The sequence below is a fragment of the Brevibacillus sp. B_LB10_24 genome, from assembly GCF_046036945.1.
Classification (GTDB): domain Bacteria; phylum Bacillota; class Bacilli; order Brevibacillales; family Brevibacillaceae; genus Brevibacillus_C.
Genome location: NZ_JBJQOQ010000032.1, coordinates 1 through 12,606, shown reverse-complemented (window position 1 = coordinate 12,606; position 12,606 = coordinate 1). Strand labels below are relative to the sequence as shown.

The 12,606-nt window shown below is 54.0% G+C and carries 14 protein-coding genes; all 14 read left to right on the top strand.

The features are described from left to right. The first annotated feature begins 93 nt into the window (after window positions 1-93). Complete coding sequence (locus ACI7RC_RS22000) at window positions 94-744, top strand: GntR family transcriptional regulator (RefSeq protein ID WP_408110343.1); 651 nt, start codon at window positions 94-96, stop codon at window positions 742-744. Between the two features lie 194 nt (window positions 745-938). After that, window positions 939-1,256 (top strand): UxaA family hydrolase, encoded by a 318-nt coding sequence (locus ACI7RC_RS21995; RefSeq protein ID WP_408110342.1) that lies wholly within the window; start codon window positions 939-941, stop codon window positions 1,254-1,256. Then, window positions 1,234-2,412 carry a UxaA family hydrolase gene (locus tag ACI7RC_RS21990; RefSeq protein WP_408110341.1) on the top strand — a complete coding sequence of 393 codons (1,179 nt, stop codon included), beginning with the start codon at window positions 1,234-1,236 and terminating at the stop codon, window positions 2,410-2,412. Before ACI7RC_RS21995 ends, ACI7RC_RS21990 begins: the two co-directional genes overlap by 23 nt. A 26-nt stretch (window positions 2,413-2,438) precedes the next feature. Beyond that, complete coding sequence (locus ACI7RC_RS21985; RefSeq protein WP_408110340.1) at window positions 2,439-3,395, top strand: U32 family peptidase; 957 nt, start codon at window positions 2,439-2,441, stop codon at window positions 3,393-3,395. Next, complete coding sequence (locus tag ACI7RC_RS21980; RefSeq protein WP_408110339.1) at window positions 3,392-4,411, top strand: galactitol-1-phosphate 5-dehydrogenase; 1,020 nt, start codon at window positions 3,392-3,394, stop codon at window positions 4,409-4,411. The genes ACI7RC_RS21985 and ACI7RC_RS21980 overlap by 4 nt, the downstream gene beginning before the upstream one ends. Before the next feature lie 37 nt (window positions 4,412-4,448). After that, on the top strand, window positions 4,449-5,489 hold the full coding sequence (locus ACI7RC_RS21975; protein WP_408110338.1) for a TRAP transporter substrate-binding protein: 1,041 nt from the start codon (window positions 4,449-4,451) through the stop codon (window positions 5,487-5,489). Between the two features lie 86 nt (window positions 5,490-5,575). Continuing rightward, the gene (locus tag ACI7RC_RS21970; protein ID WP_408110337.1) at window positions 5,576-6,061 is read left to right on the top strand and encodes a TRAP transporter small permease; all 486 of its coding nucleotides are present in this window, start codon (window positions 5,576-5,578) and stop codon (window positions 6,059-6,061) included. Then, complete coding sequence (locus ACI7RC_RS21965) at window positions 6,062-7,336, top strand: TRAP transporter large permease (protein ID WP_408110336.1); 1,275 nt, start codon at window positions 6,062-6,064, stop codon at window positions 7,334-7,336. A gap of 260 nt (window positions 7,337-7,596) precedes the next feature. Further along, window positions 7,597-8,907 (top strand): MFS transporter, encoded by a 1,311-nt coding sequence (locus ACI7RC_RS21960; protein WP_408110335.1) that lies wholly within the window; start codon window positions 7,597-7,599, stop codon window positions 8,905-8,907. 23 nt (window positions 8,908-8,930) lie between these two features. Continuing rightward, window positions 8,931-9,905 carry a 2-hydroxyacid dehydrogenase gene (locus tag ACI7RC_RS21955; protein WP_408110334.1) on the top strand — a complete coding sequence of 325 codons (975 nt, stop codon included), beginning with the start codon at window positions 8,931-8,933 and terminating at the stop codon, window positions 9,903-9,905. A 6-nt stretch (window positions 9,906-9,911) separates the two neighbouring features. Next, complete coding sequence (locus ACI7RC_RS21950; protein ID WP_408110386.1) at window positions 9,912-10,190, top strand: type 2 periplasmic-binding domain-containing protein; 279 nt, start codon at window positions 9,912-9,914, stop codon at window positions 10,188-10,190. Window positions 10,191-10,213: 23 nt separating this feature from the next. Continuing rightward, the gene (locus ACI7RC_RS21945) at window positions 10,214-10,765 is read left to right on the top strand and encodes a TRAP transporter small permease (RefSeq protein ID WP_408110333.1); all 552 of its coding nucleotides are present in this window, start codon (window positions 10,214-10,216) and stop codon (window positions 10,763-10,765) included. Beyond that, window positions 10,766-12,043, top strand: coding sequence for a TRAP transporter large permease (locus ACI7RC_RS21940; RefSeq protein WP_408110332.1), 1,278 nt, complete (start codon window positions 10,766-10,768; stop codon window positions 12,041-12,043). 13 nt (window positions 12,044-12,056) lie between these two features. Next, on the top strand, window positions 12,057-12,606 hold a 550-nt coding region (locus ACI7RC_RS21935), incomplete at its 3' end, for an NAD(P)-dependent oxidoreductase (protein WP_408110331.1).

The window sequence follows — 12,606 nt, the reverse complement described above, 5'->3', positions numbered from 1 at the left end:
TGGTTGTTGACAAACCCCAAATAGATGTCTTAAAATTCCCAATAGTAAATCCGCCCGAAGAAAATGCCAATGAATGAAAAAGGAGAAAATGAAGTGAAGAAGATAAACAAGAAATCTGTTCGCTTAAGGCAGCTTGCCTATGAAGAGGTCCGGTCCGCGATCTTAAAGGGAAATTTAAAACCTGGGGACCCGTTGGTGGAAATGGATTTGTCAGAGAGACTGGGGGTAAGCCGGACGCCGCTTCGAGAGGCGATGGCCTTGCTGGAACACGAGGGATTGATTGAAACCATCCCCTATAAGGGAACATTTATCGCCTCTCTCGACCGAAAAGAAGTAGAGGATCTATACGATCTGCGCATGGTATTGGAAATCAGAGCATTAGAGCTGGCGATCGGGAAAATTCCCTATGAGACGCTGAAAAATCTGGAACAGGAAATCGAGCTGTCTGACCGCCAGGAAGACAATTGGCTGCCGATATTAACCACAGGGAATAAATTGCACGCATTGATTGCGCACTATTCCGGAAACAAGACACTGGAAAATCTCATCATTTTATTTACGGAACGAATTCATCAATACTTTGCCGTAAATAAAATCGTCTTCGACGCTGAACACCTGAAGCAGGAGACGAAGGAGCATCATAACATCGTGCGGGCTCTGATGGAGGGAGATCCTCAGCGGGCGCGGGAAATCATGAAGATTCATCTCGATAATTCCTATCGAAGAACGGTCAAGTTTTTTTAATAACCTGATTGTATACAATCATAAATGTATGCATTGATCCTGTTTTTCATCTCATTGTATACAATCATATTAAATACAAAAATACAATGCGAAAGGAGGTGGTTGCTCTTTTCCGACAACGCTTACAAACTCGCTTTTTTGGACATCGACTGATCCGGTCCTAAAAAATCAGGTAACAGGGGAGGGAGTTTTTCGTGACAACCAATCAGTACCACGCCGTGATCATGAATCCGGCAGACAACGTGGCGACTGCGCTAGCCGATATACCGGCTGATGCAACCGTAGAAATAGAAACGAAAGATCTGCGGATACAAGTAAAGTTGAAGGCGGCGATCGAATTTGGCCATAAGTTTGCGGTGAAGCGGATCGAAAATGGACAGAATATTTTGAAGTACGGCGAGGTAATCGGTGTCGCCATCGCCGATATCGAGCCGGGGGAACACGTCCACATTCATAATTTGGAAGGAAAAAGAGGGAGAGGTGATAAGCTTGGACAAGCAAAACAGCATTAAGTTTTGGGGATACCGCCGTCCGGACGGCCGCGTGGGCGTAAGGAATCACGTGCTGATTTTGCCGACGATTGTCTGCGCTACTCAAACGGCCCGGCAAATTACCGAGCTGGTGCAGGGAACGGTAAGCATGATCCATCAGCATGGCTGTGCCCAGGTAGGAGCAGACTACGAGCAAACCTTTCGCACCTATGTGGGGCATGGAACCAACCCGAACGTCTACGGAGTCGTCGTCCTGGGGCTGGGATGCGAGACTCACCAAGCCCGGAAGATTGCCGACGAAATTGCCGCCCAGTCGGGAAAGCCGGTTGAACTGGTTTCTATTCAGGAAAACGGCGGAACGCTGTCTGCGATCGCCAATGGGGCGAAGGTTGCGGCCCAGATGGTGCAGGACGCTTCGGCACTGATGAGGGAAGAGTGCGATTTCAGCGAACTGATCGTGGCGACGGAATGCGGCGGCTCCGATGCGTGTTCGGGATTGTCGGCTAATCCGGCGGTAGGCGTGGTCAGCGATTTGATCGTCGATCTTGGCGGTACCTCCATCCTGGCGGAGACGACTGAATTGATCGGGGCGGAGCATCTGCTGGCCAAGCGGGCGGTGGATGACAAGGTGGCGAAGCGGGTCTACGAAGTGATCGATGCGATGGAAAAACGCGCCTTTTCCATGGGGATCGACATTCGTACAGGCAACCCCAGTCCGGGGAATATTCGCGGCGGCTTGAGTTCACTGGAAGAAAAGTCCCTTGGAGCGGCCAATAAATCGGGGACCAGACCGCTGCAGGAGCTGATCGATTACGCCCAGCGGCCATCGAAAAAAGGCCTGGTCTGGATGGATACGCCGGGGCATGACATCGAGCAGCTGTCCGGCATGGTCGCCGGCGGTGCACAGGTCGTCCTGTTTACCAGCGGACGCGGAACGCCTACCGGTTCGCCGATCGCTCCAGTCATCAAGATCGCGACAAATTCCAGAATGTTCGAAAATATGGGCGACAATATGGATGTCAATGCCGGGACGATCATCGAAGGCACGGAAACGATCGATTCTGTCGGAAGAAGGCTGCTCGAGGAGATCAGGCAAGTGTCCAACGGCAAGCTGACGAAGTCGGAAATTCTCAAGCAGCACGACTTTGGCATTTGGCGGATTGGCCCTACTTTCTAAAAAACCAACGGGAGAAGGTGTGAAAAGTGAACGAGTCCAAGGAACTGCTTGCTCAATTAGGCTTCCCGGCGGGCGATCGATACGATCTCCCCGCTTCGGCCAAACGCTTTCCGGACGGGGCGCAGTACCGGATCGAACTGCCCAGTGTTGAAGGTCCGCGCGCCCTGGAGGCTACGCTGGAAGAAATCGACCGCTACGGGATCACCGTACATCGGGTTTCCCAAGGAAGCGGCATCATGCTCTTGACCGATGAAGAAATTCAGGAAATGGCCCGGATGACTGCGGAGCGGGGAATGGAGCTGAGCCTGTTTGTCGGACCGCGCGGGACCTGGGACATCAGTGCCCAACCGTTTACCGCCGCGGGAAAGGTGATCGCCCTGCGCCATGAAGGGGCCGATCAGCTGGTCTATGCCATGGAGGATCTCAAACGGGCGGCAGACCTCGGTGTCCGCGGAGCGCTGGTGGCCGATGAGGGGCTTTTGTATCTGACCAAAAAAATGAAAGACCGAGGGATGCTCCCCAAGAACTTTGTCGTGAAAGTGTCCGTTCAGATGATGGCGGCCAATCCGGTTTCGATCAAGATCATGCAGGACTTAGGAGCAGATACATACAATGTGCCGACGGCGTTGACCCTGCCCAAGCTTGCGGCCATCCGCCAAGCGATCGACATCCCGATTGATCTGTACGTGGAAGTGCCGGACGGGTTCGGCGGATTTATCCGGCATTATGAAATTCCCGCACTGATTCGTATTTTATCCCCGGTCTATATCAAATTCGGACTCCGCAACCATCCGGATGTGTATCCTTCCGGAAAGCATCTGGAGGCGGCCAATATCTCTTTGTGCAGAGAAAGGGTGAGGCGTGCCAAGCTGGGCATTCAAATGATCGAGCGCTACTGCCCGGAAGCCGTGACTTCTCCGCTGGGAGCGGCGGATTTGGGCATTCCCGAAGTGAATGTTGGCAGTCAGGGGGGACTGAATTGAAAAGCCTGGTCTGGACAAAACCTGAGTGGATGGAAATTCAGGAGATGCCGGTCCCCGAAATGGCCGAAGATGAGGTCCTGCTATCAGTGGATGCGGCGGGGATCTGCGGGTCGGAAATCGAGGGCTACCTCGGTCACAATAGCCTGCGAGTCCCTCCGCTGGTCATGGGGCACGAGTTTAGCGGGACGATCGCGAAAATGGGATCATCCGTCCGCAGTCTTTTGGTTGGGCAAAGAGTCGTGGTGAATCCCCTGATCTCTTGCGGGAGCTGCAATGCCTGCCGGAGGGGAATGGTTCAGCTCTGCAGAGATCGAGCCATTATCGGAATTCACCGCCCGGGCGCATTTGCCGAATACGTCCGGGTTCCGGCTTCGGCCGTTCACGTGATTCCCGACTCGCTCCATTCGTATCGGGCCGCACTGGCAGAGCCCTTGGCCTGTTCCCTGCGGGCGACCCGGCGGGCGATGGAAAAGCATCCGTTTGCCAATGTTGTGGTGTTTGGAGCGGGTACCATCGGCTTGTTATCCTTCCTGGTTGCGCAAATCCTGGGGGCTTCGAAGGTGATCGTGGTGGATACAAACAAGGCCCGCTTGCAAACGCCGGAGAAACTGGGTGCGACAGGAACGATCACCCCTGATGAACCAGGGTATTTGCAAAAAATAAAAGCTGCGATGGGACCTTCGGGAATTGACGTGATCATCGATGCGGCCGGGTTTCAGCCTACCCGCTCGGCTGCGGTTGAACTGGTCAATCCAGGGGGGACGATTATGAATATCGGGCTGGGAATCGACCAGACCCAGCTGCCGATCAATGTCTGCATACGGAGCGAAATCAGTCTGCTGGGCTCCTTCTCCTACAATGCCCAGGATTTTTACGACGCGTTGGAGCTGTTGAAGAGCGGGAAAATCGACGAAACAGAATGGTCCGAAATCCGTTCCCTGCAGGACGGCAATCGGGCGTTCCAGGACCTGATCCGGGGACGGGTCGATAGGGCTAAAATTTTCCTAATAATGTGAATTGACAATTAATCACATCGTTATCGGGGTGAGGAAGATGAAAAGAGGAAGCAGGTTTCTTTCGGCAGTCCTGTTGTTATCCATGAGCGTGCTCGCAGGATGCGGCGGCAGCGGCAAACCGGCGGCGACGGCCAGCCAAGGAACTGTACATAATGGAGACCAGGTTGTCACCATCGCCATTGGAAGCGCGGCGCCGGATACGGAGACGTCCCACTACCAGCAGTTTCTGGTGGCGTTCAAGGAGCAGGTAGAAAAGGAAACAGCGGGAAAAGTAAAAATCACAATGCACCCCAATGGCGTATTGGGCGGCGAGCGAGAGATGGTGGAAGCGGTTCAATTGGGGACCCTGGACGCGGTCATTACCGGAGCCGGGCCGTTGGGTAACTTTGCCCCGATGTTTAACGCCCTGGATTTTCCGTTCTTGTTCAGGGATCGCGAGCATGCCTACAAAGTGCTGGACGGCGAAGTGGGAGCGGAGATAGCGAAGCAGTTGGAAGACCAGGGCATGAAGCTGATCGTCTGGCCCGAAAACGGTTTCCGCAATATGACCAACAATAAACATCCGGTCAAGAAACCGGAGGATCTGAAAGGGCTGAAGCTCCGCACACAGGAAAACAAGGTTCATCTGGATGTCTTCCGGGATTACGGAGCGAGTCCCACACCGATGGCCTTTACCGAGCTGTTCACAGCGATGCAGCAAGGGGTCATCGATGGAGAGGAAAATCCTTTGTCTGTCATCATCCCGAACAAATTCTATGAAGTTCAAAAGCATATGACCATTTCGGAACATTTTTATCAAGCTGCCCCCTTCATCATTAACAAAGCCAAATTTGACAGTCTCACGCCCGAGCAGCAGAAGATTATCCAGGCCGCTGCTGAAGCTGCGCGTGATCACGAGCGGGAGTTCATCTTCAAGATGAACAACCAATTTTTGCAGACAGCCCGGGACAACGGCATGCAAATTGTTCCGCGCGAAGAGTTCGACCGCGAGGCGTTCGTTCAGGCATCAGAGCATGTGTACAAAAAATATGAACAAGAATACGGCGACTTGATTAAGAAAATCAGGAATACACAGTAGGTTCAGCTGCTGGCGAATGAGAGGGCAGAATGGTCTGTTCTGCCTTCTGCCGGCTCATACACAAGCGAAGAAAAGGGTGAGTGAAAATGACCGCGATCATAAGGCTAATCGATTCCATCAACCGAGCAATATTGATCCTGTTGGGCGTATTGCTGGGAATCATGTCTGTCATCATTATTTTCCAGATATTCTCCCGTTTCTTCCTGGGACTTCCCCTTCCCTGGTCTGAAGAATTGGCACGCATCCTCATGGCCTATGCCGTTTTTATGGGCTCCGGCTTAGCCCTGCGTCATCAGCAGATGATTGCGGTGGAGTTTCTTGCCGAGCGGCTCCCCCCGCAAAAACGAAGGATCTTAAAAACGATCATCCATGTCGTGGCGATCATTTTCTTCGTGCTGCTCTTGGTGAAGGGTCTGGACATGATGGATAAAGTTCAAACCCAAAGGCTGGCCGCGCTGCAGCTGCCAATGTCGTTCGCGTATGCCAGCATTCCCGTTGGCTCTGTCTTTCTGATCATGAATGCGGTTACCGTTATCATGGAAATGTTTTCCGAAAAGGAGGGCGGGAAGTAGATGGCGACCATTCTCTTCATCTCCTTATTTGGTTTCCTCATCCTCGGGGTGCCGATCGCGGTGGCGTTAGGATTGGCTTCCGTAATCGCAGTGTGGTGGGGAGGGCAAATTCCGCTCCTTATCCTGGCCCAGCGGGAATTTACCTCGATTGATTCCTTTCCGCTGATGGCGATTCCGTTCTTTATTTTAGCGGGTTCGCTGATGGAATCGGGAGGAATTTCCCGGAGACTGATCAATTTCGCCAACTCGCTGACCGGCCACATCAAAGGCGGCTTAGGTGTAGTGGCAGTCGTGACTTCCATGTTCTTCGGGGCGATATCCGGATCGAGCGCGGCCACGGTCGCGGCGCTGGGCACCATCCTCATTCCGGCGATGATCAAGCGGGGGTATCATCGCAACTTTGCCGGCGGCGTGCAGGCTGTATCGGGTGAGTTGGGTGTGATTATTCCTCCCAGCATTCCCATGATTCTGTATGCCGTATCTACGGAGACTTCCGTTGGCGACATGTTTATTGCAGGGGTGATCCCCGGTCTGCTAATCGGCTTTTCTCTGCTGCTTGCCGTGTATTTCATCGCGAAAAGGCGGGGCTATGCCAGCGAGGAGCGGGTAAGCTGGCCCGGACGCTGGCAGGCGTTTAAAGAGGCGAGCCTTGCATTGATTATGCCGGTTATCATCCTGGGAGGCATCTACGGCGGGATCTTTACGCCGACGGAAGCCGCAGGGGTGGCGGTAGCCTATGCTTTTGTGATCGGCATGTTTGTGTACAGAGAAATTACATGGAAGAGTTTGCTCCCGATTCTCGGCCAATCGGTGATCACGACCTCGATCGTCATGTTTATCATTGCCAATGCGGGATTGTTCGGGTGGATTCTCAGCCGCGAAAGCGTGCCGCAGATGGTCGGTGACTTTTTTGCCACGATTTCAACCAACCCCTTTGTATTTTTGCTCTTGGTCAACCTGCTTTTGTTTATCGTCGGGATGTTCTTTGAGACTGGTGCGTCGATTATCATCCTGGCACCCCTGTTGACCCCAGTCGCCATGCAGTTCGGAATCGATCCGGTGCATTTCGGGTTGGTTATGATCGTAAACCTGGCAATGGGCATGTGTACGCCTCCGGTTGGGGTTAATTTGTTTATCTCCTGCCAAATCGCCAAGATTTCGCTGGAAGAAATAACAAAAGGAGTCCTTCCTTTCCTTTTTGTCTTGATCGTGGATTTGCTCCTGGTCAGCTATATTCCGCAGATTTCCCTGTGGCTGCCGCACCTGTTCAAGTAAATCTTGTGATCGACAGAAAAGAGAGAAGGAAGAAACGGACGGGGATTTTATTGACATGTTTTGAGGCGATAGCTCGTATATTTGTTACAGAAAATACCGGGTCGAATGAGTATTTCATCAATAGAGATAAAAACTTTGTTTTACATGGTAAAACCAATAAAATCATGGCAGCGCTTGCAATTAGCTCTCGGTAGAACATTGTTTTATAGGATAGAACAAACTGAAGGCAACTATTTGTCAAACAAAAAGGAGGAGATCCCATGAGTACACCATTGGCGCCGAGAAAAGAAAGCCTTCCTTTGGAGACGAGGAAGAACTTCCGCTGGACAGTCGTCATTTGGCTGTTGATCGGGGGAATCATCAACTACCTGGACAGGGCGAATCTGTCCATTGCGGCCCCGGAAATGATGAAAGAACTGGGGCTGACAAAGACAGACATCGGGTTGATGGGAACGGTATTTTCTTGGTCGTACGCAATGATGCAGCTGCCTTCCGGATGGCTGATCGACCGGTTCGGAACGAAGAAAGTCTATTCCATTGCGGTGATCTGGTGGAGTCTCGCCACGTTCCTGACAGGCGCAGTCAGCAAAATGTCTTCCTTTATCGCAGCGAGGCTCCTGCTTGGCGTCGGGGAGGCCCCCTGTTTTCCAACTGCGGCCAAGATCACAGCCAACTGGTTTCCAAAAAAAGAGCGGGGGTTGGCGACGGGCTTCTGGGACTCCTCATCCAAATGGGGGCCGGCGATCGCTCCGCCGATTCTCGTGTTTCTGTTGGTCAGCTTTGGCTGGCGGGCGTTGTTTTACATCACGGGTGCGATTGGGATCGTGTTCGCCATCATCTTCCTTGTGTTTTATAAAAACCCGGACAAAAGCCGCAAGCTGTCGGAGGAGGAGCGAGCCTACATCCAGGCAGACGGGGCCGGTACCGAACAGGGCATCAACCAAACTCCGATCAAATGGCGGACGCTGTTTACCTACAGAAGCGTTTGGGGCATGATCCTCGGTTTTTTCTGTACCATCTGGATTTGGAACATCTTCCTCGTTTTTCTGCCGCTGTATCTGGTAGAAGCCCATCATATCTCGCTGCAGGAACTGGGGATCTACGCCAGTATTCCGTGGATCGGCGGCATTTTTGGAAACATCGTTGGTGGATTCATCACGAAAAAGCTGGTGGATAAGGGGATCAGTACACCGATCAACGCCAAACGGAGCTTGATCAGCATCTGCGCGCTGGCAGCTGCCGTCGTCGTCATCCTCATCCCATTTGTGCAGGGCATTGCGATCACACTGGCGCTGCTCACGCTGGCGCTCTGCTTTATCTCCGCGATCACCGGCAGTGCCTGGGCGATGGCAGGAGATGTGGCTCCGCCTGCATTGGTCGCTTCCGTGGGGTCGATCCAGAACTTCGGCGGATACTTTGGCGGCGCATTTTCTCCCGTTGTAGCCGGCTTTATCGTCGATGCGACCGGCTCCTACCTGTTTGCTTTTGTATCCGGGGGCATCATCGCCGGATGTGCGGCCCTCTGTTACTGGTTTATCGTGAAGGATCCGATTGAGGAAAGAAAGGCGTAACGATACGTACAAGGAGGTTGACCATGAAGCCACATGTCTTTATCGCTGCGAAGGTACCGGCGGAAGTGGAAGCGTACGTCGCCGAGCACTGCAGCTATCGCAAATGGACGGGGGATGAACCGATCCCCCGCGGCCAACTGCTGAAGGAGGTCGCAGATACAGAAGGATTGCTGATGGTCGGCGGACAGATTGACAGCGAATTGCTCGAACACGCTCCCCGTCTGAAGGTGGTCAGCAATATTTCGGTCGGCTACAACAACATGGATTGGAGAGCGATGAAATCCCGCGGCGTGATGGGGACGAACACGCCTTACGTCCTGGACGAGACGGTGGCCGACCTGGCCTTCGCGCTCATTTTATCCACCGCCAGGAGAGTGCCCGAGCTGGATCGGCATGTCAAAGAAGGCAAATGGCAGAGTAAGAGCGACGAGTGGCTCTTTGGAGTGGATGTGCACAAAAAGACCCTCGGCATCATCGGTATGGGGAGAATCGGCGAAGCGATTGCGGTTAGGGGAAAGTACGGCTTCGGCATGGAGGTGCTCTACTACAACCGCAGGCGCAAGCCGGATGCAGAGGAGAAGCTGGGCGTGTCCTACCGTTCCCTGGAGGACCTCCTGCGGCAAAGCGACTTTGTCGTCCTGATGATCCCGCTCAATGAAGAGACAAAGCACTTCATGGGGCGGGAGCAATTCGCCCTGATGAAGGAATCGGCGATCTTTATCAATACGTCGCGCGGCAAGACAGTGGACGAGGCGGCGCTGATCGAGGCGCTGCAGGAGAGGCGGATCTGGGGGGCTGGCCTCGACGTTTTTGCCGAGGAACCTGTTTCACCCGCTAATCCCCTGCTTGGCATGCCTAATGTCGTGACCCTGCCCCATATCGGCTCGGCGACCCGGCAGACGCGGTTCAACATGGCGATGACGGCGGCGAAAAATCTGGTACTGGCAGTTCAAGGAGAGGTGCCTCCGGATCTGATTCCCGAGCTGAGAGAGCAATAAGACTACATCATCAACGCCAAACTCTGGAACCAGCTGACACCCGACCAGCAAAAGATCATCGAGGAGGCAGCTCAAGAATCCGCCGATTACGAGTGGGAACTGCTGGAAAAGAGCTATCAAGAAGACAAGAAATTTCTCCTGGAAAAAGGAATCAAGTTCACCGAGCCTGACGATGCCTTCATACGGGCGATGGAAGCTGCCGTCCAACCGCTTTATGACGAAAGCTATCAAAAGAATCCGTGGGCAAAGAAAATGGCGGAGAAAATCAAGGCACAGGCCAAGTAGCTGAAAAAGAGGGAGGAGATAAGGTGGACAAAACTTCAAAAATCCTGAATGTGCTGTTGAATGGCGCCATCGCTCTGGCATTGACATTCATGGCCATTCTCGTCTTCGGCAACGTCGTTCTGCGCTATCTGTTCAATTCGGGGATCACCTGGTCGGAAGAGATGTCACGCTTTCTGTTTGTCTGGATGACCTTCCTGGGGGCAATCGGCGCTTTGCAAGACAACGAGCATCTGGGCGTTGACATGGTTGTGAAGAAGCTCTCGCCGCTAATGAAAAAAGTGGTGTTCGTGCTCACCCATGTCCTTCTCCTCTACGTGCTCTGGCTGGTTCTCGACGGCAGCTGGAAAATGACCCTGATCAACATGGACAGCACGGCTCCGGCCACCGGTTTGCCGCTCGGCTATGTGTACGGGATCGGGATCGTCACGAGTGTATGCATGGCCGTCATCATCATCGCCAAGTTGTACCGGGTGCTGTTTGGCAATCGGACGGTTGAGCAAATGGCCCGGACGGGCGAATCAGCAGAAGACTTGCCGGCGTCTAGCCGCGGGGCCATACAGGAGGGCGGGAGATAGATGACGCTGGGCATATTTCTCGGGTCTCTGTTGGGAGTGATGGCGCTAGGCATGCCGATTGCCTTCGCCTTGCTCTTCAGCGGAGTCGCCCTGATGTTCTATATGGATATTTTTGACAGTCAAATCATCGCGCAAAATCTGATTAACGGTGCGGACAATTTTCCCTTGATGGCGATTCCATTTTTCATCCTGGCAGGCGAATTGATGAACGCGGGCGGCATTTCCAAGCGAATTATCTCGCTGGCGTTGGCGCTGGTCGGCCACATCCGCGGCGGGTTGGGCTACGTAGCGATCCTGGCCAGTATCCTGTTCGCCGGATTGTCCGGTTCCGCCGTGGCGGACACAGCCGCCCTCGGGGCGATCTTGATTCCCATGATGGTGAAGGCGGGGTACGACCGGAACCGTTCAACCGGGTTAATCGCGGCGGGCGGCATCATCGCTCCCGTCATTCCCCCGAGCATTCCGATGATCATCTTTGGCGTCACCAGCGGGATTTCGATCACCAAGCTGTTCATGGCGGGGATCGTACCGGGGCTTTTGATCGGCATCGGATTGATGGTCACGTGGGGTGTCGTGGTAAGAAAGGGGCAATTCGACGTTTACCCGCGCAAATCGCCAAAGGAGATCCTGGAAGCGGCGAAGGGTGCAGTTTGGGCTCTGATCCTGCCCGTGATCATCGTCGGGGGACTTCGCGGAGGGGTATTTACCCCTACAGAAGCGGCGGTAGTAGCCGCTTTTTACGCCCTGTTCGTCGGAGTGGCGGTATACCGGGAGCTGCCGATGCGGAAGCTCTACTCCATCTTGATCGTCTCCGCCAAGACGACGAGTGTCGTGATGTTTCTCGCGGCGGCGGCAATGGTCTCCGCTTGGCTGATCACGGTGGCCAACATTCCTCTGCAGCTGACAGAATTGTTGGGACCGCTGGTAGAAAATCCGCTGCTGCTGATGATTGTGATCAATGCGATCGTCCTGCTGGTGGGCACCGCGATGGATTTGACGCCGACCATTTTGATCCTGACCCCGGTACTGATGCCCATCATTCAAGAGGCGGGCATCGACCCGATCTACTTTGGCGTCGTATTTATCGTGAACACCTGTATCGGCTTGTTGACGCCGCCGGTCGGCACGGTGCTCAACGTGGCCTGCGGTGTCGGAAGAATCGGGATGGAAGACATCATGAGAGGAGTCTGGCCGTTTTTGCTGGTAGAGATCCTCATCCTGATCTTGTTGATTCTGTTTCCGTCACTCATTACTGTACCGCTGCACTGGTTGACCTGAGGAGGGGTGAGATTTGCGAAAGTGGAAAGTTGTCGTTACAGACTGGGAGTTTGCCGATTTGCGGTATGAAGAGCAGGTGCTGGATAGCGAGCAGATCGAGCTGGTCCCCGCGCAATGCCGGACGGAGGAAGACGTGATCGCAGCCTGCCGGGATGCAGACGCACTGATCAACCAGTACGCCCCGATCAGCCGCAAGGTGATCGAACGGCTGGAAGCCTGCCGGGTGATCACCCGCTACGGCGTAGGCGTCAACACGGTTGATCTGCCGGCGGCGACGGAAAAAGGGATCTGCGTGGCCAACGTGCCGGATTACTGCAGGGACGAAGTCTCCGATCACGCCCTCGCATTGATGCTCGCATGGACGCGCAAGATCGCCGTCGCCAATCAAGCTGTCAAGAGCGGGTGCTGGGATTTCAAGGTGACTCAGCCGATTGTGAGGCTGCGGGGCAGGACGCTCGGGCTGGTCGGCTTTGGAAATATCCCGCAAGCGCTGGCCCAAAAGGTGAAACCACTAGGCCTGCGCGTCATCGCCTATGACCCGTATGTTCCGGAAGCGGCGGCGG

What these genes read in the sequence shown, in the direction of transcription:
- ACI7RC_RS21940 (WP_408110332.1), top strand. Translation starts at nt 10,766, where the DNA reads ATGACGCTGGGCATATTTCTCGGGTCTCTGTTGGGAGTGATGGCGCTA.
- ACI7RC_RS21970 (WP_408110337.1), top strand. Translation starts at nt 5,576, where the DNA reads ATGACCGCGATCATAAGGCTAATCGATTCCATCAACCGAGCAATATTG.
- ACI7RC_RS21965 (WP_408110336.1), top strand. Translation starts at nt 6,062, where the DNA reads ATGGCGACCATTCTCTTCATCTCCTTATTTGGTTTCCTCATCCTCGGG.
- ACI7RC_RS21955 (WP_408110334.1), top strand. Translation starts at nt 8,931, where the DNA reads ATGAAGCCACATGTCTTTATCGCTGCGAAGGTACCGGCGGAAGTGGAA.
- ACI7RC_RS21975 (WP_408110338.1), top strand. Translation starts at nt 4,449, where the DNA reads ATGAAAAGAGGAAGCAGGTTTCTTTCGGCAGTCCTGTTGTTATCCATG.
- ACI7RC_RS21960 (WP_408110335.1), top strand. Translation starts at nt 7,597, where the DNA reads ATGAGTACACCATTGGCGCCGAGAAAAGAAAGCCTTCCTTTGGAGACG.